The following is a 25,550-nucleotide window of genomic DNA, read 5'->3' as shown; positions in this document are numbered from 1 at the left end:
AGAGAAAATCCTGTTATTGCGGCAGTAAGGTCGGTAGCATTCAATAGGTGCGTGTGTAAGGTGGGCGACCAAAAGTAGTGGCGCAATATGAGCGCAAAGCAGATTTAAATAGGCAATGATGGCTGAGATTATTCCAACAATTCTTTCCGGCGGGTTTGGTTCCCGTCTCTGGCCTCTTTCTCGTCGCGAGCGCCCGAAGCAGTTTCTTCCTATTTTTCAAGGCGAAAGCCTTTTTCAAAAAACCGTTTCCCGTACCAGCGGTTCGCAGTTTACCAGCCCCTTGATTATCTCCAATCAGGACCATCGTTTTCTGGTGGGCGAACAGCTTGCACAAATGGAAGTTGAGCCACTAGCCGTCGTGCTGGAGCCTGTAGGCCGTAACACCGCAGCACCGGCTGCGCTTGCCTCCATATTTGCTTTGGAAAAAAACGAAGACGCTCTCATTTTGCTGCTACCGTCCGATCATCTCATCGGCGATGAAGCCGCTTTTAACGCCGCAATCGCGGAAGGCGTGAGCGCGGCGAAGTCTGGCCAGATCGTTACTTTCGGTATTCGTCCAAGCGAGCCTCACACTGGTTACGGCTATATCAAGATTAAAGACGCCAGCGGCAAAGGTGCTGTGCCTGTTGAAGCTTTCGTTGAAAAACCGTCCCTAGAAAAGGCAGAGCGCTTTTTAGAGGTTGGTGGTTATCTATGGAATGCCGGTATCTTCCTCTTTAGTGCCCAGACCATGAAAGAGGCATTCAAACAGCATGCCCCTGAAATCTGGTCGGGTGTCGAAGCTGCTTACAAGGCCGCTAAACAAGATCTCGACTTTCTGCGTCTGGATGAAGAACTCTTCAAGCAGGTTCCAAGTGATTCCATCGATTACGCAATCATGGAAAAGGAAAAGCAGGTCGCCTGTGTTCCTATGGAACCTAAATGGAGTGACCTTGGTTCATGGACTGCCATTTGGGAGAACATGGAAAAAGACGCGTCCGGTAACACAGCGCTGGCTGAGACTGGTTTCATTGATAGCCGCAACTGTCTTGTTTACTCCGATGATGCGTATGTCGCAGTGCTAGGCCTTGATGACGTTATGGTGGTCAACACTAAGGACGCACTTCTCGTTGCCAGCAAAAGCCATGCGCAGGACGTGAAGAAGGTGGTGGAAACGCTAGACGCGCAAAAACGCTCTGAAACCGTCAAACACCGCCGTGTCTACCGTCCATGGGGCTGGACTGAACAGATTGCCAAGGGGGATCGCTTTCAGGTGCAGTCCATTGCTATCAAACCGGATAGGGGGATGAGTATTCAGCGGCATATCCACCGCGCTGAACATTGGATTGTGGTTTCAGGTACGCTTAAGGTTATCATTGATGGTGTTTCCAAGCTGGTTACGGAAAACCAGTCTGTCTTTGTGCCGCTGGGCGCTACCCATCAGCTGTTCAATCCGGGTAAGATCGAAGTTCGAATGATTGAAGTGCAATCTGGCGCTTACATCGCAGATGATGACATCGAGCGCGAAGGCATGAACAACTAAATCAAATTAGGCTCCTGAAAATGCCACAGGACAGGGGCCAACTCGCATTCTTTGAAGAATTGAAACGTATAAGGGCCGTAAAATGTTCCCAAAACCAGTCTCTCAGCTGACACCGAACACCTACGAGTACGAAACCACACCTCTGGTGAAACCAACGGGTTTTCGCGAGTATGACGCTCGCTGGCTCTTTGAAAAAGAGATCAACCTCATGGGCATTCAGGCGCTGGGCATGGGGCTTGGTACCTTGATTCATGAAATGGGTGTACGCCCTGAGCTGGTTACGGCCCATGACTTCCGCGGATATTCCGCATCTATCAAGATGGCGCTGATCAATGGCCTCTTGGCCAGCGGTATCAAGGTGCATGACATTGGCCTTGCTATGTCACCAATGGCCTATTTCGCCCAGTTCGAGCTTGGCGTGCCATGCGTTGCAATGGTCACAGCATCTCATAACGACAACGGCTGGACCGGTGTGAAAATGGGTGTGAACCCACCTTTGACATTCGGTCCGGATGAAATGGGCCGCTTGAAGGAACTGGTGCTCGCCGCAGAGTTTGAACTGCGCGGCGGTGGCAGCTACACCTTCGTTGACGGTTTTGCCGAGCGTTACATCAAAGACCTGACTGACCGTAGCCCGATTGAGCGCAAAATCCGCGCAGTAGTTGCCTGTGGTAACGGCACGGCCGGTGCATTTGCGCCGCAGATTTTGGAGAAGCTCGGCATTGAAGTGATCCCGCTCGACTGCGATCTGGACCATACTTTCCCGAAATACAACCCGAACCCTGAAGATATGAAGATGCTTCATGCTCTTCGTGACAAGGTTCTGGAAACAGGGGCAGACGTTGGCCTCGGCTTTGATGGTGATGGTGACCGCTGCGGTATCGTGGATAACGAGGGTGAGGAAATTTTCGCAGATAAAGTGGGCGTTATGCTCGCTCGCGACATCTCCAAAATCTACGAGGATGCCCAGTTCGTCGTGGACGTGAAATCGACCGGCCTCTACCTCACCGACCCAGTGCTGCAAGCGCAGGGCGCCAAGACCGATTACTTCAAAACCGGTCACTCCTACATCAAACGCCGCGTGACTGAGCTGGGTGCGCTGGTCGGCTTTGAAAAGTCCGGCCACTACTTCTTCAATAAGCCGATTGGCCGTGGCTATGACGATGGTCTTGTCTCTGCCATTGCAGTTCTGGATATGCTTGACCGTAATCCGGATAAAACCATGGCTGACCTGCGCCGCGCTCTGCCTAAGACTTGGGGTTCCCCGACCATGGCACCGAAGTGCGCTGACGAGGAGAAGTACGATGTGGTGGACCGCGTTGTTGCCCGCTTCCAAGCCATGAAGGAAAATGGCGAGCAGGTTGGCGGTTATGACATTGTTGACCTCATCACCGTTAACGGTGTGCGCGTTGTAACCAGCGACGGTACATGGGGCCTCGTTCGTGCATCCTCCAACAAGCCGGAACTGGTTGTGGTGGTCGAAAGCCCTGTTTCAGAAGAACGCCTGAAAGGAATGTTCCACGCGGTAGACGCTATTCTGCGCGAGAACGAGGAAGTTGGCGAGTACAACCAGACCCTCTAAAGGTTGTCGCCGCATGGCGTCTATAGTGCTTGCTTAGGCTGGAAAAATTTGGAAGCGCATGGGGGAAACTCCGTGCGCTTCTATCGTTTTGGCGGTTCCTTTCATGGGAAAGGAATGCCTGATTGCCCCGCACAGGATCCAGCCCTTTTCGCAAATAAAAAGGTGAGGGCGCGTCGCTAAGCGCTTTCACGATAAACTGCCCCTATCGTCAACGGTATGCAGTTGAGAACGGGGTGGTCATGCACCCTGTGATGCGAAGGGGCGCAAGTCGTGGCACGGGCTAAAAACGGGCAGGATGCAAAGGCGCCTCGGTCTAGCCGTGCGGAGCAACCTTACCGCGGGTTTATAGTCCGTCGCCTCATTATCATCTGCTGGTATGCGCTCATTCTTGTGGCGGCTCCAGTCTCGGCAATCTGGGCTGTTACGGCGTATTTTGCAGAAGAGCCAGTTGTGAGCAGGCCAGAGGCAATCTCGCTATCTGAATATTACTCGAAAGCCAAGGTCGCCGATAAAAACAAGGTGGAGCCCAAGAGGGATGATCCGCTCTACCGGCGCTCTCTTGATAGCGTTGGTATGCTATGGCCCAGTCGTGATCCTTCTGCGTTGTGCAGCGCTTTCGAGGAAGCAGGCATCAGTCTTTCGCCATGGCAACAAGCACCGCTGCTTGAAGGGCACTTCACCTGTGTTTCGCCGCTGGTGGTTTTCGCTCGGCAGGATGCAGGCGCGTTGAGCGATGGGGGAGACGAGACCACCGAAAATGGGCCTGAGCAGGTGACGCTGTTCGTCGCATTGAGGGGGCGAACGGCGCTGCAGGTGGATATTATCCGCTTTCAGATAGAGGGGAGTGATGCCGCTTCCCTACGCCTCGCCAAGCAGAACCTTGTGTCGATTATCTCGCGTAGCTTGCCGCAGCTCATGCAGCCCGTATCACTTCAATGGCAACAAGCACTGCTCGGCTCTCAAAGATGGGAGGAAGAGCATAGCCACCTGCACCTTGCAGTGCTGCCTAATCGAACAGGGACAGGGCAATCTGAGGTTGGGGGGCGGAAGAACTATGGTCTCAATCTGGTGTTGGAACTCAAAACACCCGTATTTTTCGACGGTTCTCGAAGGCTAAAGCGCTACCGGTAAGGAAGAGTGGAAAGAGACACTGCATCAAAGGCTTAGGCGCTTCACTTGAATCAGTTTCTTTAAACCTGTCGCTACTGATGAAAAGAATGCACTGAGCAATTAGCAACAAAAAAGAAAAGCTATTACAGTCGCTTGAAGGCTTAATGTGAATCGAAATAGTAGCGACGCCTATGCGAGTTGCCGATAGCTATCGAGGCTATCCTCTTATCGCACCTAGCAGAAAGTCAGCCCGAGTCTCTACACGGCTTTTGGGTAGCTCAACCAGTTCGTACCCTTGTGCGGCGTAGGCCGTGACGTTCGCTTCATAGTCCTTCAGCGCAAAGTCAAAACCATGCTGCCGTTCTGGATCCGTTGCATAAATTTCCGGCCACGGCGGGCAGACAAAGACGGTCTGTTCAAAACGCCGCTGATTGGCTTGCTCCATCATCAGCTCTGGTACTTCGGCACCAATCAGACTGCTGTAGGCGATAGCCTCAATGAAGGTCCGGTCAAAGAAGGTGATCCCCCTCTCGCTGTCAGTCCAGCGGTCATAGGCCTCGATGGACCGCGCAAACAGGAGATCGCGAAAGGCGATGGGGTCTTTACTCGGCAGGGCGTTCCTTCCACTGGCAATCTGTTCGGCAACGATCTGCCTGCCGACCTCAGGCTGTACGGAATAGCCCCTGCGCTCTAGCTCGCTAAGGAGGGTAGATTTGCCTCCACCAGAGGCTCCTGTAATTGCAACTCTTCTGGTCATCGGCTCTGTTAAAACTCGCTGCTAGCCCGCTTCACTTCTTCGGTAATGAAGTCGCAGGTCTCGCGAATGCGGCGAAGGCCCTTAACACTCTCGTGATAGACAAGCCAATAGGTACGGGTGAGAAAAGTCTCGGGCAGGATCTGCACCAGATCAGGGTCTTTGGCTGCGATGTAACTGTGCAGCACGCCGATGCCGCCGCCAGCGCGCACCGCTTCAGTCTGCGCAAGGGCGCTGGAGCATTCAAGCGACGAGTGCCAGCCCTTCATCACTTCCTCGCTGTAGTTAAGGGCAGGGGTGTAAACGAGGTCTTCCACATAACCCACCAAGCGGTGCTGGGCGAGGTCTTCCAAGCTCTGCGGTACGCCAGCCCGTTCCAGATAAGAGCGAGAGGCATAGAGCGCCAACCGATAGGTGACGAGGCTTCGGGAGATCAGTCTCCCTTGTTCTGGTCTGCCCACGGTAATGGCAATGTCAGCTTCACGGCGGGAAAGGGAGAAGCTACGGTGAAGCGGAACAAGCTGAAGCGTAAGAGCGGGGAAACGATCTGACAGCTTAACCAGCTTGGGTGCTAGAAAATGCACACCGAACCCGTCTGGTGCGCCAATGCGCACACTGCCGGAAAGCTCTACGCTAGACCCACCAATAGCTGTGCGGGCATTCAGCATTTCGGCTTCCATGCGCTCGGCAAATTCTAGAAACCGCTCGCCATCTTCCGTCAGCACGCAGCCAGTAGTGCGACGGTCTAGCAGCTTGGAGGCAATGGAAGTTTCCAGCGCTGTAATGCGCCGCGCTACAGTTGCGTGGTTGATGCCAAGGCGCTGTGCTGCAGCCAAAAACTGCCCACTACGCGCAACAGCTAGAAAAATGCGGGTGTCATCCCAGTTCATGAATTGCCCTTTTTGAATCGCTTGCCGGCAGATTACACCAACTATCTATCTATAAAAATGCACAACGGTAGTTCGGATGTGGAGATTGATTTGCAATTAGCAATATAGCACTGTGGTGGCACGGATAAGTTTATGCCTGCGGGGGCAGGCACTCTCAACGACATTAGGGAGGATCCTAGTGATGGAAGTAGGTCATTACATTGCAGGTAAAGAAGTAGCAGGCACCTCTGGCCGCTTTGCCGATATCTATAACCCTGCCACCGGTGAGGTTCAGGGCCGCGTTGCGCTGGCAAGCACCGCAGAAGTTCGTGCAGCTGTAGAAGTTGCCCGCGAAGCGCAGATCGGGTGGGGCCTTACCAACCCACAGCGCCGCGCACGTGTGATGATGAAGTTCGTTGCCCTTCTCCACCGTGATATGGACAAGCTGGCAGAAGCTCTTTCCCGCGAGCACGGCAAAACCATTCCTGATGCGAAGGGTGATGTTATCCGTGGTCTGGAAGTTGCTGAATTCTGCATCGGCGCACCGCACATGATGAAGGGCGAGTACACTGAAGGCGCCGGTCCTGGCATCGACATGTACTCCATACGTCAGCCATTGGGCGTTGCTGCGGGCATCACCCCGTTCAACTTCCCTGCAATGATCCCGATGTGGAAGTTCTGCACCGCGATTGCTGCTGGTAACTCCTTCATCCTCAAGCCGTCCGAGCGTAACCCATCGGTTCCGATGATGCTTGCAGAGCTGATGAAAGAAGCTGGCCTGCCGGACGGCGTTCTGAACGTTGTAAACGGCGACAAGGAATCCGTAGACGCAATTCTGGATGATCCGGACATCATGGCTGTTGGCTTCGTAGGCTCCACCGCAATTGCGGAATACGTCTACACCCGTGGCACAGCTAACGGTAAGCGCGTTCAGTGCTTCGGCGGCGCGAAAAACCACATGATCATCATGCCGGATGCTGACATTGATCAGGCAGTAGACGCTCTGATCGGCGCAGGCTACGGCGCTGCTGGCGAACGCTGCATGGCCGTATCCGTTGTCGTTCCAGTTGGCGAAGAAACCGCAAACCGTCTGGTTGAGAAGCTGGCACCACGCGTTGAAGCGCTCAAGATCGCGCCTTATTCCGCAGGTGATGATGTTGACTTCGGCCCGCTGATCACCAAGCAGGCAATGGAGCGTGTTCGCGGTCTCGTAGACGGCGGCGTTGAAGAAGGCGCGAGCCTCGTTGTTGATGGCCGTGACTTCAAACTGCAGGGCTATGAAAACGGCTACTTCATGGGCGGCTGCTTGTTCGACAACGTCACCAAGGACATGGAAATCTACAAGCAGGAAATCTTCGGTCCTGTTCTTTCCGTGGTACGCGCTGCGACCTATGAAGAAGCAATCGACCTGCCTATGAGCCATGAATACGGCAATGGCACCGCAATCTTCACCCGTGATGGTGATACAGCGCGTGACTTCGTTTCCCGTATCAACATCGGCATGGTTGGCGTGAACGTACCAATTCCTGTGCCGCTTGCTTACCACACCTTCGGCGGCTGGAAGCGCTCTGCATTTGGTGACCTCAACCAGCACGGCCCAGATGGCTTCAAGTTCTACACCCGCACCAAGACCGTCACCACCCGTTGGCCGTCTGGTGTTAAGGAAGGTGCTCAGTTCACCATTCCAACCATGGAATAAGCCAGTTCATTAAGGCTGCTTTGCTAAATTGGGCGCTCTGGATAATTCAGAGCGCCTTTTTTGTGCCTTGGCATTTAAGGCAGAAGACCCTGCGTTATTTGTTTGTTGCAAGGTTGGGTGCGCTGTTTTGTCTCGCAGGTAATAGCCTAAGGAAGGGATGACGGAGCCTCAGATCATCGCTAACAAGAATAGGTAATATAACCTATCGAGACTGTGGGGTGTCTGTGAGCGTTATTAGGGTGGACGATACGCCAGACGAGCCGGAACAACGAGTAAGCAGCAAATTTGCGCCGAGTGCTGACAAGGCGAAGCAGGCGGGGCGTGCAAAAAAACGGCGCGCCCGCAGTCAAGGGCAAATCTGGCTGGACGAACAAACGGCACTCCAAGCTAAAACCATTGGCCGCTCGGCACGCCTGCAAGCCTTAGCGGAGTTGCTCTGGATACCGCAGGCAGCCTTGCTCGCGCTTGGTATCGGAGCGTTTGTAGACCCGCAGGCGAAGTTCTCCCAGTTTGCATTCTCACCGCTGTTTACAGCCATTTGCATTCTGCTCATCGCGGTTCTTCGCCATGTCCTGCGCAAGAAGGGGACTTCCCTTTCTCTGAACGCAGCGACGCAAACACGCGATACCCTGCAGCGACGGCTCATCAATAGGCTGGCGTCTCTTTCTCCTGCCCATCAGGTGCCTGCGAGTGGCGCAGTGGCAAGTGTGTTGGTGGATCATGTTCAGGCGCTTGGGCCTTACATGTCCCGCTACCTGCCAATCAAGAACCGTATGGTGCTCGTTCCATTGGTTATCCTGTTAGCTGTTGCTTGTGTCAGTTGGTTTGTCGCTCTTGTGCTACTGCTGTGCGCTCCGCTTGTACCGGCATTTATGGCGATCATTGGCATCAGAGCGAAGAAGGCGAGCGATCGCCAGTTCTTTGTTATGTCCAATATGAGCGCCGTGCTACTGGACCGGCTACGTGGTCTCGAAACCCTGCGCCTTTTTGGAGCTGTGGAGCGTACCGAAAACCAGATTGCAGAGCTGGGCGGTGAATTCAGAAAGTCCACCATGGCGGTGCTGCGCATTGCATTCCTTTCCAGCACCGCGCTAGAGCTTTTCGCTGCAATTGGTGTTGCCACAACTGCCATATATGTGGGCTTTTCTCTGCTGGGTTATTGGAGCTTCGGCAGCTATGGCCAACCAATCAGCCTTACCACGGGGCTCTTCATGCTGTTGCTGGTGCCAGAGTTCTTTGCGCCGCTCCGCCTGTTTTCCGCCGCTTATCATGACCGCGCATCGGCTATTGCTGCCGGTGACCATCTGGCGGAACAGGATGCAGCGCTGAAAGGCGCAAGCGGCGAAGTGGAGGGCACACAGGCCGCGTCTACTTTGTTACCTCTCCCTCCCAAGGGCGCGGTCGTGTTGGAGGGGCTTTGCGTCTCTCGGGCTGGTCGTCCAGTGCTGCGTGATGTGAACCTCACGCTTTCGCGCCCTGAGCTTGTTGTGATCTCTGGTCCAAGCGGAGCGGGTAAGTCCACCCTGATTGATGCGCTTCTCGGCTTTTTGCAGCCAGAGGGCGGCCGTGTTCTTTATGGCGATCAGCCGTTCGGTGCTTACGGCCTTTCCAATTGGCAGCAGTCTCTTGCTCTTGTGTCACAAGCCCCGCAGCTCTTTCACGGGTCTATCCGCGCCAATCTAAAGCTTGCGAAACAAAACGCCAGCGATGAAGAGCTGATAGCTGCCCTTGATGCCAGCCACGCCCGCGCCGTTTTGTTGAAGAAGGAAGGTGGTCTTTCCGCAGTGGTTGGGGAGGATGGGTCCGGCCTCTCGCTTGGTGAACTACGCCGCGTTGCTATGGCTCGCGCTTTCCTGCGCAAAGACGCGCCTCTCGTAATTGCTGATGAGCCAACAGCGGACCTTGATGGGAAAACCGCCGCTGTCATTCTGGAAGGGCTTGTCACGCTTTCCAAATCTGCGCCGGTGCTTTGTGTAACCCATGATAAGCGCGTGATGGCGATGGCAGATAGGCATTTGCGTTTGCAAGACGGTATGCTTCAGGAGGTGCTTTCATGATCAGCTCCCTTCGTGCATCCGGTTCTGTCATCTGGAGACTGCAAAAGCAGGCACCGTTTGCGTTCTGGTTCGGCCTGCATCTATGTATTCTGCCAACTGCTGCTGGTATTGCGCTGCTCGCAATTTCCGGCTGGTTTATGACATCCGCAGCTCTTGCAGGATTAGCTGGGGCAGGGCTCGCATTTAATTACTCCATCGCGACCTCCAATATTCGCCTTTATGCAGCTGTGCGCATCCTCGGGCGCTATCTGGAGCGTCTTGTTACGCACGATACCACCTTCCGCTTTCTGGAACGTCTGCGCACGCTCGTGTTTCGCGGTGTGGTGCTAAAGAGCATCAAGCAAGGAGCGGGAAGACAGGCAACCGCACTGTCACGCATCGTGAGCGATGTAGAACATCTCGACGGCCTTTATTTGCGCCTTGCCGTGCCGCTATTCAGCTCCATCGCAGTGAGCGCCATCACGCTTTACCTGCTTTGGGTACGCGCTCCATTTGCAGTTCTAACCATCGGTTTGCTGCAGGGCGTCGGCTTGCTACTGCTGGCGCGCCTTTCTGGTGAGCGGCCGCAGGCGCGGGCCAAGTGGGCCGCTGCCGTAAACGATGCTCTGCGCGTCCGCACCAGTGACATGGTGCGTGGTCGCCGCGATCTTTCAGTCTACGGCGGTCTGGAACGCCAGCGCGACGCGGTTCAAAAAGCGGCAGACGCGCAAAGCCTTGTGGTAGCAGAGCAGCAGGAGAAGGAAAACAAAGGCGCTGCCATTGTTGCAGGCATCGGGCAGGCAATGGTCGCACTAACCTTCCTTTTCGCAGCACTTTCCTATGCTCAAGGCCACATGGAGCTGAAGTACATCGCTCTGTTTGTGTTGATCGCCTTCGCATTGCCTGAAACCCTCAGCTCGGTCGCAGCAGGCGTATCCAACTGGCACCGCATGAGTGCGGCAGCAAAGCGGGTGGAAGACCTCGTGGAAGCTGGCACTTCAAATCATGCGCTCTTTGAAACGGGAGAGGAGCTTCCTGAGGCTGCGCATGACAAGCTGGTAAGCATCAAAGCCCTCAGCTATGGATGGCCGAAGAGCGAAAAGCCGGTTCTGGCGGATGTTGACCTTGAACTGAAGAGCGGAAGCCGCACGGCAATCATCGGCGCTAGCGGGTCGGGCAAATCTACGCTTGCATCCATCATCGCCCGCCTCGTTCCTGTTGAGCAGGGCACCGTTCTCTTTCAGGGCGTTCCATTGGAGCAGATCGACGAAGCATCGCTGCGTGATCAGCTTGTCATGGTCGGTCAGCGTACGCAGATTTTTCATGACACGGTTGCTGCGAACCTTCGCATCGCCAATCCAATGGCGAGTGACGATGACCTGTGGCTGGCATTGGAAAGAGCAGGTTTGAAGGAAACCATCACAGCGAAGTCTAATCAGCTAGAGGAGGTGCTTGGAGAAGGCGGCCTTGGACTATCAGGCGGTGAGGCGCGGCGCTTGTCTCTAGCTCGTGCGTTTCTAAAAAAGCCGAAGCTATGGATCGCTGACGAACTGACAGAAGGGCTGGACGAGGCAACCGCCCGATCAGTCTTGCAGAGCTTCTTTGAAATGACGAAGGACCAGAGCGTTCTGGTGATTTCTCACCGCGCTATCGAACTTCAGCACATAGATCGGTTACTGGTGTTAGAGGAAGGGCGCCTCAATGAAGCGCCCCTGCCGTTGGATAGCAAAACTCTCGCACGCTTGCGGGAGGACTGATCAGGCAGCCTCGCGGCGGTCATGACCGCCGTGGTCCAGATCACGTCCTTCATAGAGACCCCCAAAGCGGTTGGCGAGGAAGTCATCAAGGCGGATGTCCTCCTGTTTTACGAAGCCCTTGCTGGCGATTTTGCCTTCACGTAGCAGGTCCAGTGTTGCGCAGATCCCTGCCGCCGTCGAAATCTGAATAGCGCTCCAGAGTGTGCCGCCAATTTCGCGGCTTTCAACGCGGTTGAGGTAGGAGATTTCTTCCAGCTGTCCGTCTTTCATACCGCTTGCGGTGATGAACACCAGAACCGTGTCCTGATGGGTTGCTGGGATAGCCGTTTCCATAACCTCTTTCAGTAGATCACGTCGCTTCTCAAGGCCAAGGTCTTTGAGAAGTAGGCTGATGATCTCGCGGTGTCCCGGATAGCGGATGGATAGATACTTGAGGTCTTCCACCTTGCCATCAAGGGTCTGAGTAAGGGAGCCGAGACCGCCAGATGTGTTGAAAGCTTCATATTCAACGCCCTCAAGTGAAAAGCGCTCATACCCTTCAAGCGGAGCGACCTTGGCCAGCTTTCCGTCTTCAATAGCAAGGCACGGGTTGCAGTACTCGTTGATGAGGCCGTCGGTAGACCAAGTGAGGTTGTATTTCAACCGGTTGGTCGGAAAGCGCGGCAGAGCGCCAACGCGCAAGGTGAGGCTTTCCAGCTTGTCAAAGCGCTTGGCAAGATCATGAGCAGCAATGGAAACGAAACCCGGCGCTAACCCGCACTGCGGCGCAAACACAACGTCGGCGCCTTGCGCCAGTTCATACACCTTCTGAGTGCCTGCCACATCTTCGGTAAGGTCAAAGTAATGGGTGCCCGCCGCCTTCGCGGCCCTCGCAATAACCTCTGTCAGGAAGAACGGTGCAGCAGAAAGAACCGCTTCCTTGCCAAGCAGTGCCTTGGTGAGCTGTTCTTCATTTGCAACGTCAATACATAGCTTGGCGCAGTGGTCCACCGCAAAGGCCGCAAGCGCCTGCTCGCTATGATCAATAACCGTTACAGAGTAATCTCCGCTTTGAACCAGCAAACTGGCAATCATTTTGCCAATTTTGCCTGCCCCAACGATGGCAATATCCCACTTCTCCATCATGTCCCTCCAATCAATCATGAATTGCCATAATTCTACGTGCAATTACGAACGAAATGGAGAGTGCAATCTGCCAATTTGACGGAAAGTTCCGTTCAAATAACGAAAAAAATGTTATTTTGACGAATGTGTGGTTAAGTCAAGGTGGGCAAGTTGTCGGATAGAATCTATTTCTCGTTAAATTGGTGCGTTCAGGAAGGCGGTTGAGAGCGTCTTGCGCTGACGAACGAAACGCTGGGAAAGAACAATCGAAGAGCGTGTGCGCTGAATGCCCGGAATTGTCGCGATCTCGTCAAGCAGGTCGTCCAGCTCTTCCAAACGGGAGGGTTCCACCACTAAGCACAGGTCAAACTCACCGGAAATGGTCATGCAGCTGCGAATTTCAGGGTAAGATTCCAAACGCTGGGTCAACTCCTTGGATATCTGCTGGGATACAGAAAGCATCACAAGAGCCTGAACGGGACGGGTCGCGTGGTCGTCGCCCAAAATGACGGTATAACCGGCAATAACACCGTTTCTCTCCAAGCGGGAGATGCGTTCCTGCACTGTAGAGCGTGGCACACCAAGGCGGCGGGATATGGAAGATACCGGCTCTCTGGCGTTTGCTTGCAGGATGGCGATCAATTTTCGATCGAGTTCGTCTTTTATCTCAGGCATTGCGGCGTCCCTTTTTTCGGCAATATAACAGAGTGTCCGTCAATTCCTCAGAAAAACACGGGTGTAATCAACAAAAATGGTCGGTTTGTAAACGAGCATTTACGGTTCTTGGTCAGCTTCTTCAAGAGTTGCAGGTAAAGGTAAGGCCCAGAAACAACTTGCGAGAGCATGAGCCGCGATAACTCGCTTATCGCTCTGTTTATATTTGTCTTTAAAGAGGTATTTAGGCGGCTGCCGCGTGCGCGTCTATCGTTTTTAAGGCGCTGAATATTTAATTGTTCTCGCAGATACTACAGTAAATCTGAAAAGAGCAGAGCTAACGTTAGGCGCATGAGTAGCTGTCATAGAGGCTGTCTGAACCTGCCCATGAAGACGGATCGCAAAAATTGCTTGTGTTTTGCTGCGTTAATGCCGTATCTCTGGCCCGCAGCGTGCTGGGCCGCGATTGGTCCCGCTGTCGCCACTTCCGCATATGTTAGAGCCTTAACCGCCTCAAGAGAGGCAAGGCCGTGCTATGTGAGTGTGGCACACTCGAAGAATTCTTAGATTAGCTAGCTGGTACTGCTTTAATGTCGGAACACAAAGATACTCTCTACAAGGTCGGCTCTCCTGTCTTTTCCGTCGCGCCGATGCTCGACTGGACTGACCGTCACTGCCGTTCCTACCACCGTGTTCTAACCAGCCGTTCGCTCCTCTATACAGAGATGGTGACCACTGGTGCTTTGATCCACGGAGATCGCGCCCGTCATCTCGACTTTAACAAGGGCGAGCAGCCGGTTGCCTGCCAGCTTGGTGGATCCAATCCTAAAGACCTAGCAGAAGCAGCAAAGATGGTTGAGGACTGGGGCTACGATGAGGTGAACCTCAACGTCGGTTGCCCGTCTGACCGCGTACAGAACGGCAGCTTTGGCGCATGCCTTATGCTTGAACCTCAGTTGGTGGGCGAATGTATCGCCGCTATGAAAGAGGTGGTCTCTATTCCGGTTACCACCAAATGCCGTATCGGTGTTGACGAGCAGAACGAGGAAGAGGCGCTCAATGCGCTGGTTGACGATGTTCTGAAGGCCGGAACTGATGGCATCTGGGTCCACGCTCGCAAAGCGTGGCTTAAGGGACTAAGCCCGAAAGAGAACCGCGATATCCCGCCGCTCAACTATGACCTTGTCTACCGTTTGAAGCAGCGTCTGCCAGAGGTGTTTATCGGCATTAACGGCGGTATCCAGACCTTGGAAGAGTGCAAGGATCACCTGACCCATGTTGATGGTGTGATGCTGGGCCGTGCTGCCTATCAGAACCCTGCCATGCTGACTTTGGTTGATAGCGAGATCTATGGTGACGAGAGCGAAGCCATTTTGCCTGCTGACGCTATTCGTCAGTATCTGCCATACATTGAAGCAGAACTTGAAAAGGGCACCCGTCTTTCTCACATCACTCGCCATATGCTTGGCACCTATCAGGGCGTGCCGGGTGCACGCGTGTTCCGCCGCATCCTTACAGTAAACGCCAATAAGCCGGGTGCGGGGCTTGATGTTGTGCTTGAGGCGCTCGATGCTGTTGAGCGTCCGGAGCGGCTTGCTCTAGCGTAATTCACAAAGGTTTTGGGGAATTGCTTCCCAAAGGCTAGTAAACACTCTAGTACCCTCCAAAGTTGTTTCTATTGAAAGCTGCGGAGGGTGCATGGCTACGCTACTGTCCTATCAATTTTTCATTATGGCTGTAGCGCTGGTTTTCTCCGGAGCCATTGCGGGTTTTCTTGCCGGTCTATTCGGCATTGGTGGCGGCGCTGTGCTTGTTCCCGTATTGGCAACCATCCTGTCTCTTGCAGGCGTGGATGCCAGTGTCGTCATGCATGTGTCAGTAGCTACTTCGCTTGCTGTAATCGTACCTACATCCTTGCGGTCCTACTTCTCCCATAGAAAGCGCGGCGCGGTAGATGAACAGCTCCTGCGTAGCTGGGTCATGGCTATTCCTGCCGGTGTACTTATCGCTTCTTGGGTCGCTTCCATCATCAACGGCGAGCAGATGAAGGCGATCTTTGTCGCTATCGCGTTTCTGGTGGCAATGCGCATGCTCTTTAACCGTGATAGCTGGCGGCTGGGAACGGATATTCCTGCAAACCCGATCCGCTTTTGTATTGGCATGATAATCGGGTTTCTCTCTACTTTGATGGGCATTGGTGGCGGTGTCATGAATAATACCTTCATGACACTGTTCGGCAGGCCAATCCATCAGGCAGTGGCAACATCATCTGGTGTTGGTGTGCTGATTTCCATTCCGGCAGTATTTGGAATGATCTGGGCAGGGTGGGGCATTGCTGGTCTGCCGCCGTTATCTTTGGGCTATGTGAATGTGCTGGCGGTAGCCGTCATCATTCCGGCGTCTATTTACTGCGCTCCGCTTGGTGCGGCTGCAGCACATAAACTTAACAAAAGGCAGCTCGAGATCGGCTTTGGTATCTTTTTGCTGCTGGTTTGCCTGCGTTTTCTTTACAGCCTGCTTTGATTCATACCGGGGCGCGGCGTTAATATCATCCGGTCCCCCTCAACACGCCAACCTGCAAATTTTCCAAGTGTGCTCATGCCAAATAGGCTTGTGTTGAGCATGCCCGGCTGCGCAACAAATCCCCGAACGTTGGTCAGTACAACAGGACCAAGGCGTACTTCCTCAAGACGAATGGGCGCCACATAGCCCAACCCGTTCGCGGTCGAAACAGGTGTCGAATAATTCAGGCTACCGGTATTGAAACCTGCGCGGCGAGCATCTTCTTCTTTCAAAGTCAGGTGACTGGCGCCTGTATCAATGAGGAAGGTGACGGGTGCGTTATCAACCGATGCTTCTACAACAAACTGCCCGCTAAGCCCCTTGGTTACGGTGATCTCGCCGTTGCTGTTCTCGATAATAGAGCCTGGCATAACCTCCGCCAGAACTCTATCTTTCACCATAGCAAGATCGTGGCGAAAGGCGTAAAGCACCACGAGCAGCAGCCCAAGAGCACCCCACATCAAAAAACCGCGCAGCATATGCAAAACGCTTGGCCGACGGGCAACCAGCCCCGCGCTTACAAGCAGCAAAACGGTAACGAGCGAAACAATCTGCGGGCCTTTGTCGTGAATATCGGTCTTCATGAAATCCGGCCCGTCCATGTAGCCGGTGATGACACCCAGAACCATGGCACTAACGAGCAGCACAAGACCAATGACATAAACCATTATTCTGCTCCGTTTGTCACAGTGGCTCGGGTGACGTGCTGGCGCTCTTCAAGAGTGGCCATCACATCACGCCGCTGGGTATCACTCATGGTGCTCCAATCGCGGATTTCCTCAAGCGTGCGAAGACAGCCGGTACAAAACCGCGCTTCTTCATCCAGTCTGCACATTTTCACGCAAGGGCTTAACATGGTGCGATTGGTCTTCCTCTCAATTCGTCAGCTTGGACGGCAGCGCTCAGGTTAGTTGCTTATAGAGTGGGCGTTCAATCAGCAACAATCAAGGACCTAGGAACCGTAACCACCACATCCGCAGCGCTCTTGATGAATGTGCCAAGGCTTCGTCCCGCATTGCCAACGCTCTGGCTAAAGCCGCGATTGGACTTGGAAACGTTGATGTTATGGGCTTCCAGAACCTCGCGTAGCTTAGGCAAGTCCACTGCGATCTCGGCAAACTTGTTGTGACGGCTCGAATCGTTGGTCTCTACGTTGGTGAGGTCCAAAACGATAACGCCAAGGTCGGCAAGCTCACTATCGTCGGCATAAGAGCCCAAGCGGCCCTCGTCACCAGCAATGAGGTTGGAGAGCTTCAGAGCCCTGTCATCCTTGGAAAGCAGGATAAGAGGCGGATTTGCCAGTTTGCCAATAGAGCGCATTTGGTTCTTGAAAACATCTACATCCACGTCAGGCGCGGCGAGGATGATATAGACGTTCTTGCGCTTGGTGATGGAGTTTCCAGAAAGCTGCATCTGGCGCAATGTTTCCAAAAGTGCCCAATTGCCCATGGAGTGAGCGATAATCATGATCGGGCCATCGGTGTCTTTGCCGATGTTCGTCAGCAACTGGTCCAGCCCGTCACGAGCAACGGTTGCGCTGTTGTTGTCGTAAACGTAGTTGGCAACGCTTCCGCGAGACGCCCATGTAAACAGTACCGGAACGCCTTTAAAGCCGGAGTCGTTGGCAAACTGGGCATAGCGGAATACAGCCTCGGCAAACAGCGTGTTGTATCCATGAATAAAGACCATGGTGGACCGGTTCGCTTTCGGTAGAGCGTTTAGCTGTTTTTTATAGGTCGCGCGAAATGCATCATTGCCGTTGATGTAGTGAGCATCGCGCACCACAAAGTCGGTGTTTGGATCACCCGGTAGCGTCTTCGGCCACTCAATTGCGCCGGGTTGATGGCTTGCAGGAATGGAAACCGTCGTGCTTGCGTAATCCAGCTGAGTGGAGCGCTCACCATTGAAGAAAGTGTCAGGTTCACCAGCCCGCTCGCGCGTGGTGGCGATAAGCAGCTTATGCTCTGTTGCCTCGACAGCGGGTTCTGAATTGACGGCGAGAGCGCCATATTGCGGGCGGCTCGTACAGCCAGCAAGAGTAAGGACACAAAGAATGACTGCGAGTGAGCGTTGCACGTGAGTTCCAGAAATCGAATAAATTTTGCCGCGATTTTGCCAGCCAAGTGGCGGGCCAACAAGGCACACCTTCGATTCCCTACAGGTATTTCAACGAGCCACTAAAATTCAATTGGTTAGGGTTGATGAGGTTTGGGCGCTTACCCGCTTAGAAAAGCTGCCAGCCGATGAGAAAAGCCACAAAACCCACCTGTTGGGCTGCTCCAAGCACATCACCGGTAAAGCCGCCAATTTTGCTTTCAGCCAGTTTCGCGAGGCCGAACGTGGCGACAAGGCTTACTACAAGGGCGACGAGCGGGTCCGTTACTCCATCATAAAGACCGGCAAGTATCAGCAGGGGCAAGGTGGAAAGGCCCGCGAAAGTCAAAGCATCTGTGCTGGGCTTGCCAAAGCGTGTGCCAAGCCCGCCGGTGTAGGCGGGGCCAAGCTTGTTCCAAAGGCCCATCAGGCAAAGGCGGCTAACCATCTCCGCGCATAAATAGACGAGGACAGCAGGCAAGAGAGGAAGAGAGACCAGCAGTGCGGCAATGAGTTGCCAGCGCAATGTTAGAATGAGGATCAAGCCACCTGCACCAAAGGCACCAACGCGGCTGTCTTTCATAATCTCCAGACGGCGCTCCTTGGTATGCCCGCCAAAAAAACCATCGCAAATATCGCCAAACCCGTCTTCGTGTAAAAAGCCCATGGCCGCGCAGCTCGCGGCAACTGCCAGCAGAGCAACAATGTTTGCAGATAAGCCGCTCGCCCCCAGTGCCAGCAGGATTAGCGCAGCGGGGAAGGAGACCACTAGCCCGCATAGAGGCAAAGCCCGTGACTGATTTGTAAAGTCAGGCGCTTTTTGTGGGTCATCCCCCTCAACCAAAGCGGGCAGGGGAACACGGGAGAAAAACCGAATATTTGCGGCAAGGTCGATTGCGATGGACTTTACGTAGTCCAAAGGTCGGGTGCCGTTTGGTTTGTTTTCCTGATCCACGTGCTCTTTCCCCTTCAAATAAGGCTCTCCCCAAAATTCATGAGGATCGCCCCTTCAAGAAATTGGCATTCCTTATCTCTTGCTTATAGAACAGCTTAAAGACTAGCACTAGGGCGTTAGGCCCTTTCAAATCCATGGGGAGCACCGCATGTCGCCATCCAATTCTGCCCTGCCGTTCGATGATATTCGCGCACTGGTAGAGGCTATGCCAGGTCCTGATCTTGAGGCAGTGGAAGCTGTTCGCCTTCGTGATGCCCAGCTGACAAAACCAGCCGGATCACTGGGACGACTGGAAGAAATCGTGGAATGGCTGGCAGCGTGGCAAGGGCAGCCAAAGCCAAAGGTAACCCGTCCGCTCGTTGCGGTTTTTGCTGGTAACCACGGTGTCGCGAAAAAGGGCGTTTCAGCTTTCCCGCCAGAAGTAACCAAGCAGATGGTTGCAAACTTCTCCAATGGCGGCGCCGCAGTAAATCAGCTTTGCATCGCCTATGACCTTGGTTTGAAGGTGTTCGAACTTGCTTTGGAAGTGCCAACCGGTGACATATCCGAGGAAGACGCATTTGATGAAGCAGGCTGTGCTGCAACTATGGCTTTCGGCATGGAAGCACTTGCTGGCGGTACAGACCTTCTTGCCATCGGGGAAATGGGCATCGCCAACACAACTGTTGCTGCTGCAATGCTTTATGCGCTGTTTGGCGGTACCGCTGAAGACTGGGTTGGTCCGGGCACCGGCGTTGCTGGCGATGCGCTGGAAAACAAACGACGCGTTGTCGAACAGGCAGTAAGCCGTTGTGGTGGCCCGCTGGCGCTTGATCCGCTTGAAGTACTGCGCCGTTTGGGTGGCCGTGAACTGGCTGCGATGGCCGGTGTTATTCTGGCAGCCCGCATGCAGCAGGTCCCTGTCATCATCGATGGCTTCGTAACAACGGCAGCAGCAGCTGTGCTCTACAAGATGGACCCAACCGCGCTTGACCACTGCCTGTTTGCGCACATCTCCGCAGAACCTGCACACCGCCGCGCGGTAGAAGCGATGAACGGCAAGCCGCTGCTAGACCTTGGCATGCGCCTTGGTGAAGGCTCTGGTGCAGCTGTTGCTGCTGGCATTGTTAAAGCTGCTGCACAGACCCATTCCGGCATGGCAACCTTTGGTGATGCTGGCGTGACTGACGCTTCTGAAACAGCATAAACCAGACATATCTAAGTATAGGATTTGAAATTGGGGCAGGGGCCGTACCTCTGCCCTTTTTTGTCGGTTGGCTGGTGTTCGCCTACATGCCTGCCTACATGCCCGCGGCTTTTGAAGGGCGCTCACCCTTCATCGAACGATGCGGCGGTAAAATAATGCTCGCCCGCGTTCCATTGCCTTCCTCGGAATCCAGAGAGAATGTGCCCCCGTGCATCTGGGTAAGGGCCTGAACAATGGAAAGGCCAAGCCCTGTACCCGGTTCTGCGCTCTCGATAGCAAGAGAACCTTGGCCAAAAGCTTCCATGACAAGAGGAAGCTCATCTGATGGAATGCCGGGCCCGTTATCACTGACCGTCACGACCTGTGACCCATCTATAAGACTGCCCACATAGACAGAGACTTCGCCCCCTGCAGGGGTAAACTTGATGGCGTTGCCCAGCAGGTTGAGAACCACCTGCCGCAGTGAGCGTTCGTCACCCATGATGAGATCAAGCCCGCCCTCATAGCTGTTATGCAGGCGGATGGACTTTGCAGCAGCTTTCATCTGCATCATCTGCTTGCAGCTATCGGCAACCTCAATCAGATCCACTGGGGCCTCTTGCAGCTCATAGCGTCCCGCCTCAATGCGTGAGAGGTCGAGGATCTCGTTGATGAGGTTCAACAGGTGCACACCGGAGCGGTGAATGTCGCTGGCGTATTCCTTGTAGACCTTGTTCTCCATTGGGCCCATGACTTCATTGGTCATAACCTCGGAGAAGCCCAAAATTGCGTTAAGTGGCGTACGAAGCTCATGGCTCATAGTCGCAAGAAAACGGGATTTCGCTTGGTTGGCCTCTTCTGCGCGGTAGCGCGATTCAAGGGAAACCGCATTAGCTTGTTCAAGCTCCGCGATCAGGTCATCTTTCTCGGCTCGGTATTCCAGCATTGTGAGGGCAGAGGCGTAAAGCTGCCGCGATAAAATGAAGAAGAAGCCCTGTGCACCAACCGCCATTGCTGACATGGCGTAGTGAATTGGCGTTCCGTAGCTGAGGAAGCAGTAGACCAGCGCAAAGGTAATAGGCAGGGTGCCAGCTGCGAGTGCGCGGGGAACGGGGGCCGATAGCATTGTGGTCATCGCAATCACGATGAGAACGGTTGCAAACTGGAAGACTTCAAACCCGATGAGCGCGACACTGTTGAGGTTGAGCAGGAAAAAGCAGGCCCAGCCAATGCCGTAGAGCAAGTCTCCTCCAACCACCACGGGACGGGCCTTTTCAAAATTGCCACCTCTGGCAAGGTGGTGCTCGGCCTTTTGGGAGGCGATATAAACGGCAAGATGGATACCAAGCACGAAGAACAGCCACACCCCAACCCATGCAACAGGTATCCAGAGACTTGAAATTGCGCCTACGACAACAACGAACAATGGCATAGCCATAGCAGTGCTGATGCGGTTTTTCAGCGCCATCCATAGCAGATCGGGAATGAAGCCATCGGCCAGCGTATCCGGTGTTTCCTCAATTCCGCGCAGTTTATTCAGTGCTCGCACGGCCTCGCGCCGTTTGAAGGCACGTTGGCGATTTACAGAATTCGCTTGTTTTTGCGAAGATTGAGCCAAGACCGTTTACTCTAAATGCCCTAGGGGAAGTGTAAAAGTTTCATCAAGCTAACCAAGTTCCTCTAGTTTGCATGTAATGCCTTAAGAATGCTCTGCGTTTTTTGGTAATTAATGCGTTAAAAAACCTATGATCCCCAAGGGGAGTTGCTTCATAAAGAAACAGAACATAATCTCCCTTCAGGGAAGTGCATATTAAGGTTGTGCTGGGGGACGAATGAAACTGTATACACACGAGCAGGCGCCTAATCCGCGCCGCGTGCATATCTTTCTGCGTGAAAAGCAAATCAAGGTAGAAACCGTTCAGGTCGACTTCATGAAAGGCGAGTTGAAAGGGGAGGAATTCACGAAGAAAAATCCGGCGCAGCGGATACCGGTTCTAGAGCTTGACGGCGGTACTTGCATTAGTGAGACAGTCGCAATTTGCCGCTATTTCGAGGAAATGTATCCTCTGCGCCCGCTTTTTGGCCTTACCGCAGTTGAGCGCGCAACCGTAGAAATGTGGAACCGCAGAACAGAGCTCAACTTCCTCATGCCAGTCTTCCACGTCTTCCGCCACGGGCATCCGGCAATGGCTGAGTTGGAGAAGCCGCAGATCGAAGAATGGTCCAAGGCAAACCGTCCAAAAGCTATTGAAGGTCTTGCCATGATCAACGATCAGCTTGAAAAAAAACAGTTTGTAGCTGGTGACCGGTTTTCTATTGCCGACATCTCGGCCTATGTTGGAGTAAAGTTCTGCCGACCTGCTAAGGTAGATATTCCAGAAGGACTTGATGGGCTTCAAAGATGGCTGAAGGTAATGGAAGAGCGGCCAAGCATTGCGGCCAAGGCGACATCGCCAGCCTGAAAGAGCAAATAGGCGCTTGCCGCATCTGCGTGGAAACGCCGGTGCGCGCGCCTTTACCTCACGAACCAAGACCTGTTGTTGTGCTTTCCAGCACTGCCCGCCTATGCTTGAGCGGACAGGCACCGGGAACCCGTGTTCATGCCTCCGGCAGGCCCTTCACCGACCCTTCAGGCGATCGGCTGCGTAGCTGGCTTGGTATTGACGAGGAGACCTTTTACGATAGCAGCAAGGTCTCCATTGTTCCCATGGGCTTTTGTTTTCCCGGCCTAGATAGCAAGGGTGGAGACAAACCGCCACGTACAGAATGTAGGCGTAATTGGCACCCGCAAGTGTTCCGCTCCATGCCCCAGGTGGAAACGGTTATTGCCATTGGCAAGTACGCGCAAGACTATCACCTTGGCCCCGCAAATGGCCTTGGCCTCTGGCAGCGCGTGGCTGCTTGGAAGGAGATCTGGCAGGAGACGAGCAAACGCTATGAAGCAGGCGAGGGACCTCGTATTTTGCCGCTTCCCCATCCCAGCTGGCGCAACAACACGGCTTTAAAAAAGAACTCTTGGTTTGATGGAGAGGTCGTTCCTTTCCTGCAAGAGCATGTGAAAACGCTACTTCGTCCAGATAGATAAAGGGGCCACCGAAAGCAGCCCCTCTCGTAAATACTAGTGAACGCGCTGTTTTCTCAAAAAGGCGCAGAGTTTGGCAATACTCTGGCTCTCTTCGAGGGAAAGAACAATCCCCTCCAGCTCAAGCGTGTCGTCTTCGCTAATAGAACGCTGAGCAAGGCCGCGATACTTCGCGATAATATCTTCCGGAGGAACAGGGTTCTCAGGATCTCCAAGCGCCTTGTGCACCTGTCCTGAAAGCTGCTCACCGTCTTGCAGAGAAACGGTCACAACAGGCTCGTAACTGTCAGGCAGACCGGTTTGCTCAATGAGCGTGATTTTTGAGAGAACTACTAGAACCTCAGGGTTTGAGAGCCAAGCCTCATCAAAGCAATCATAATCGGCGCGTCCGGTAATCAAAGCAATCGCGATAGAAAACGGTAGGCTGAGCTGAGCCTCTAAACGTGCCTTCGGAGCGCAGTTGCCGAGCTGGCGTAACTGGCCCGGTGTCAAAACAATCTCGACCTTCTCGATCTGCTCTGCGGTGAGGCCGTGCTCTCGTTTCATACCCAAAATGACGTCAAGCGAAGAGTGAATACCGCGGCAGCAGGCATACGCCTTTACGCCTGCCCAATGGATGCGAAGATCGTCTCCCAGACCATCAAGCAGCTTGCTTTCATCTGGAGTGTTGCCACCGCAATAGGTGGTGAGGTAACCGCCCCATTCTGCTTCTATTATCTGTTCAGGCCCCGTAAACCCCTCACGGGCGAGCAGGGCAGCTTTCAGCCCGGTTTCGGCCGCTTTGCCAGCGTGGTAACGCTTGGTCATAGCGCCATCTGCATTGAATGCCCATGTGCCGCCGGTAAAGCTGCCACCGATGCCGATAGCATGCACCAGCTGATCTTCAGTTAGCTTGAGCAAACGGCCAACTGCTGCGGCGGCGCAGATAGCTCCTAGCGTTCCTGTTGTATGCCAGCCACTTCTGTTGTGAGCGCGATAACCACCCATACAGTCAAGAAGCCTGCGCCCGATTTCATAGCCAAAGATCATGGCGGCGAGGAAATCTTCGCCAGAAACCTTCTCAGGGCCAACCTGCTCGCAAGCAGCGACGAGTGCGGGGATGATTACCGCGCCTGAGTGATCGATACCGAAGAAATCATCAAGCTCCAAAGTGTGGGCGATGATACCATTCGTCAGCGCGGCGTTGTCTGCGCTGGTCTTGGTGCCTGTGCACCAGATCGAGGCGGGGCCGGAAATGTTACCGGTTGCCTGCGTGTATCGAGCGCAGATTTCTGCCTCACTGGTTTTGAGTGCGCCAACGGCACAGCCCAAAAGATCAAGCAGCAAAAGCTTGGCGTAGCGCGTATCAGCCTGCGGAATATCGGAGGTGTCGAGGGCTAGGCCAAAGCGTGCGTAGCGACGGGAATACGAGATGTTGGTCATACGCCCTTTTGAGCGAAGGTGAGGGCTCGCGCAATTCGTAAGGTTCTCCATTTCCTTTAGAAAGATCAGGAAAGAAGAGGCACTTCCCAACCAAGCCGAGAGAGGACAAAGAAGCCCTCTCTCTTATAGCAAGTAGCTAGATAGCTGTTTTGGCGTGGTGTAGTTCCTCAGCGATTTTACTTGCAGCACCGGTAAGATAGCTTTCTCCGGTTTGGGTTGCTGCCAACATGCCACCCAAAGGCCAGCTGTTTTTATCAACGACGATCTTGCCCAGCTTTGCCCCAGTCTTTGCATCAACAACATCTACGTTGGCATCAAGGTACGAGCTGCCAGCCCCAAAACCGACTACCGCGCGAGCAAGAGCACTACCGTTTTTAAAGCGACTGATATTGCCACGAATAATAATGGCTTCTTCTTCAACGCTTTCAGCAAGAGCTGCCAGATCGTTATTTCGGTCCGATCCTCTCCAAACTGGTAAAGGCGTTGGAGGCGGTAATTCTGTCAGAAATCATATCAGAGAAATCTTTGCCCACCCTCGCCATTTCAGCAGGGCTGACATCGCTCTGGGCTTTGAAAGTCTGAATGTCTTGCACATAGACCTTGGTGTATTTGGTGAGCTTTGGCTTAGGCGCTGCCGCAGCCATAGAGGGCGGTCCGTCCATACTTGATGTGCTTCCGCAGCCGGCCAAGTAGAGAAGGCCGACCACCGCAAGCATGCTCATAAAGAAAGAGAGTGCGCGCCGAACGCTTGAATGAATGTACCGCTTATTAGAAACACCAGAATCGAGAAACCATCAAAATATGCGGAGAGTTTAGCTCTGGAGGGAAATGCTAACAGACCCTTAAAAGCCGGTGGTCTACGGCTGCATTCCGGACAGCGTAGGTGCCAAGGGAAAGAGGTGGGACCCTTTATACCAAAGAGCCCCTTATGCCCTGTTACTGCACCGTGTTGATCACCCTGTGACGGGTAGCGAAAGGCAGCGTTAGCTACCTGTAACGTGCCTTGCTGCTATTTTAGATAATTCCACCAAAGAGAGTCGCAATAGGAGTATCAGTTTTCATAAACGGGCATTCAGGCTTTCAGCAGTAGGTCATCATTGCCGAAATTGGCGTGATGGAAGGAAAATTTTCTACATTCTGTCACTCTTCGCGTTCTGCCGCCTATACATTTCCCGTATTGCTC

The 25,550-nt window shown here is 53.8% G+C and carries 23 protein-coding genes; 11 read left to right on the top strand and 12 right to left on the bottom strand.

What is annotated here, in order from left to right:
• Positions 1-115 precede the first annotated feature (115 nt).
• From E1162_RS07080 to E1162_RS07070, 3 genes are all read left to right on the top strand, one after another.
• Positions 116-1,522, top strand: a complete 1,407-nt coding sequence (locus E1162_RS07080; RefSeq protein ID WP_257098726.1) for a mannose-1-phosphate guanylyltransferase/mannose-6-phosphate isomerase — start codon at positions 116-118, stop codon at positions 1,520-1,522.
• 82 nt (positions 1,523-1,604) lie between these two features.
• Complete coding sequence (locus E1162_RS07075; protein WP_155128723.1) at positions 1,605-3,104, top strand: phosphomannomutase/phosphoglucomutase; 1,500 nt, start codon at positions 1,605-1,607, stop codon at positions 3,102-3,104.
• A 270-nt stretch (positions 3,105-3,374) separates the two neighbouring features.
• A complete protein-coding gene (locus tag E1162_RS07070) occupies positions 3,375-4,235 on the top strand; it encodes a DUF6030 family protein (RefSeq protein ID WP_155128721.1) in 861 nt (286 codons plus the stop codon).
• A 196-nt stretch (positions 4,236-4,431) separates the two neighbouring features.
• Here E1162_RS07070 and E1162_RS07065 read toward each other — a convergent pair whose 3' ends face one another.
• Both E1162_RS07065 and E1162_RS07060 read right to left on the bottom strand, forming a co-directional pair.
• A complete protein-coding gene (locus E1162_RS07065; RefSeq protein ID WP_155128719.1) occupies positions 4,432-4,971 on the bottom strand; it encodes an AAA family ATPase in 540 nt (179 codons plus the stop codon).
• A gap of 8 nt (positions 4,972-4,979) precedes the next feature.
• On the bottom strand, positions 4,980-5,858 hold the full coding sequence (locus E1162_RS07060) for a LysR family transcriptional regulator (RefSeq protein ID WP_155128717.1): 879 nt from the start codon (positions 5,856-5,858) through the stop codon (positions 4,980-4,982).
• A 181-nt stretch (positions 5,859-6,039) separates the two neighbouring features.
• Here E1162_RS07060 and E1162_RS07055 point away from each other — a divergent pair, with 181 nt between their 5' ends.
• The 3 genes from E1162_RS07055 (at position 6,040) to cydC (ending at position 11,329) form a co-directional block, all read left to right on the top strand.
• The gene (locus tag E1162_RS07055; RefSeq protein WP_155128867.1) at positions 6,040-7,536 is read left to right on the top strand and encodes a CoA-acylating methylmalonate-semialdehyde dehydrogenase; all 1,497 of its coding nucleotides are present in this window, start codon (positions 6,040-6,042) and stop codon (positions 7,534-7,536) included.
• A gap of 224 nt (positions 7,537-7,760) precedes the next feature.
• On the top strand, positions 7,761-9,593 hold the full coding sequence (gene cydD, locus E1162_RS07050; protein WP_155128715.1) for a thiol reductant ABC exporter subunit CydD: 1,833 nt from the start codon (positions 7,761-7,763) through the stop codon (positions 9,591-9,593).
• A complete protein-coding gene (gene cydC / locus E1162_RS07045) occupies positions 9,590-11,329 on the top strand; it encodes a thiol reductant ABC exporter subunit CydC (protein WP_155128713.1) in 1,740 nt (579 codons plus the stop codon). The genes cydD and cydC overlap by 4 nt, the downstream gene beginning before the upstream one ends.
• Here cydC and E1162_RS07040 read toward each other — a convergent pair whose 3' ends face one another.
• Both E1162_RS07040 and E1162_RS07035 read right to left on the bottom strand, forming a co-directional pair.
• Entirely contained in the window at positions 11,330-12,472 is a 1,143-nt protein-coding gene (locus E1162_RS07040) for a saccharopine dehydrogenase family protein (RefSeq protein WP_371311839.1), read from the bottom strand.
• Positions 12,473-12,628: 156 nt separating this feature from the next.
• On the bottom strand, positions 12,629-13,108 hold the full coding sequence (locus E1162_RS07035) for an Lrp/AsnC family transcriptional regulator (protein WP_155128711.1): 480 nt from the start codon (positions 13,106-13,108) through the stop codon (positions 12,629-12,631).
• Positions 13,109-13,677: 569 nt separating this feature from the next.
• Here E1162_RS07035 and dusA point away from each other — a divergent pair.
• Both dusA and E1162_RS07025 read left to right on the top strand, forming a co-directional pair.
• Entirely contained in the window at positions 13,678-14,694 is a 1,017-nt protein-coding gene (gene dusA, locus E1162_RS07030) for a tRNA dihydrouridine(20/20a) synthase DusA (RefSeq protein ID WP_155128709.1), read from the top strand.
• Positions 14,695-14,785: 91 nt separating this feature from the next.
• Entirely contained in the window at positions 14,786-15,610 is an 825-nt protein-coding gene (locus tag E1162_RS07025; protein WP_155128707.1) for a sulfite exporter TauE/SafE family protein, read from the top strand.
• Here the strand turns inward: E1162_RS07025 and E1162_RS07020 are convergent.
• The 4 genes from E1162_RS07020 to E1162_RS07005 all read right to left on the bottom strand — a co-directional run bounded on the left by E1162_RS07020 (position 15,595) and on the right by E1162_RS07005 (position 18,716).
• On the bottom strand, positions 15,595-16,317 hold the full coding sequence (locus E1162_RS07020) for a retropepsin-like aspartic protease family protein (RefSeq protein ID WP_155128705.1): 723 nt from the start codon (positions 16,315-16,317) through the stop codon (positions 15,595-15,597). The two genes, E1162_RS07025 and E1162_RS07020, sit on opposite strands and share 16 nt — an antisense overlap.
• Positions 16,317-16,505 carry a DUF1289 domain-containing protein gene (locus E1162_RS07015; RefSeq protein WP_155128703.1) on the bottom strand — a complete coding sequence of 63 codons (189 nt, stop codon included), beginning with the start codon at positions 16,503-16,505 and terminating at the stop codon, positions 16,317-16,319. The genes E1162_RS07020 and E1162_RS07015 overlap by 1 nt, the downstream gene beginning before the upstream one ends.
• A gap of 74 nt (positions 16,506-16,579) precedes the next feature.
• Positions 16,580-17,725, bottom strand: coding sequence for an alpha/beta hydrolase (locus E1162_RS07010; protein ID WP_155128701.1), 1,146 nt, complete (start codon positions 17,723-17,725; stop codon positions 16,580-16,582).
• Positions 17,726-17,873: 148 nt separating this feature from the next.
• Positions 17,874-18,716 carry an adenosylcobinamide-GDP ribazoletransferase gene (locus E1162_RS07005; protein WP_155128699.1) on the bottom strand — a complete coding sequence of 281 codons (843 nt, stop codon included), beginning with the start codon at positions 18,714-18,716 and terminating at the stop codon, positions 17,874-17,876.
• A 130-nt stretch (positions 18,717-18,846) separates the two neighbouring features.
• Here E1162_RS07005 and cobT point away from each other — a divergent pair, with 130 nt between their 5' ends.
• A complete protein-coding gene (cobT, locus tag E1162_RS07000; protein WP_155128697.1) occupies positions 18,847-19,884 on the top strand; it encodes a nicotinate-nucleotide--dimethylbenzimidazole phosphoribosyltransferase in 1,038 nt (345 codons plus the stop codon).
• A 94-nt stretch (positions 19,885-19,978) separates the two neighbouring features.
• Here the strand turns inward: cobT and E1162_RS06995 are convergent, their stop codons facing one another.
• On the bottom strand, positions 19,979-21,412 hold the full coding sequence (locus tag E1162_RS06995) for a sensor histidine kinase (RefSeq protein WP_371311838.1): 1,434 nt from the start codon (positions 21,410-21,412) through the stop codon (positions 19,979-19,981).
• Between the two features lie 283 nt (positions 21,413-21,695).
• Between E1162_RS06995 and E1162_RS06990 the strand changes: the two genes are divergently transcribed.
• Together E1162_RS06990 and E1162_RS06985 are read left to right on the top strand one after the other, a co-directional pair.
• Entirely contained in the window at positions 21,696-22,325 is a 630-nt protein-coding gene (locus E1162_RS06990; protein ID WP_155128695.1) for a glutathione S-transferase family protein, read from the top strand.
• Positions 22,265-22,948 (top strand): uracil-DNA glycosylase family protein, encoded by a 684-nt coding sequence (locus tag E1162_RS06985; protein WP_155128693.1) that lies wholly within the window; start codon positions 22,265-22,267, stop codon positions 22,946-22,948. The genes E1162_RS06990 and E1162_RS06985 overlap by 61 nt, the downstream gene beginning before the upstream one ends.
• 33 nt (positions 22,949-22,981) lie before the next feature.
• Here the strand turns inward: E1162_RS06985 and E1162_RS06980 are convergent, their stop codons facing one another.
• From E1162_RS06980 to E1162_RS06970, 3 genes are all read right to left on the bottom strand, one after another.
• Positions 22,982-24,367 (bottom strand): MmgE/PrpD family protein, encoded by a 1,386-nt coding sequence (locus E1162_RS06980; protein ID WP_257098725.1) that lies wholly within the window; start codon positions 24,365-24,367, stop codon positions 22,982-22,984.
• A 136-nt stretch (positions 24,368-24,503) separates the two neighbouring features.
• Complete coding sequence (locus tag E1162_RS19755) at positions 24,504-24,809, bottom strand: DUF4410 domain-containing protein (RefSeq protein ID WP_371311847.1); 306 nt, start codon at positions 24,807-24,809, stop codon at positions 24,504-24,506.
• 4 nt (positions 24,810-24,813) lie between these two features.
• On the bottom strand, positions 24,814-25,029 hold the full coding sequence (locus E1162_RS06970; protein ID WP_155128689.1) for a hypothetical protein: 216 nt from the start codon (positions 25,027-25,029) through the stop codon (positions 24,814-24,816).
• Positions 25,030-25,550: the final 521 nt, after the last annotated feature.

It is taken from the genome of Pseudovibrio flavus (assembly GCF_009711345.1).
GTDB lineage: Bacteria > Pseudomonadota > Alphaproteobacteria > Rhizobiales > Stappiaceae > Pseudovibrio > Pseudovibrio flavus.
Note: the sequence above shows the minus strand (reverse complement) of the source record. Positions and strands in the feature narration are given on the sequence as shown.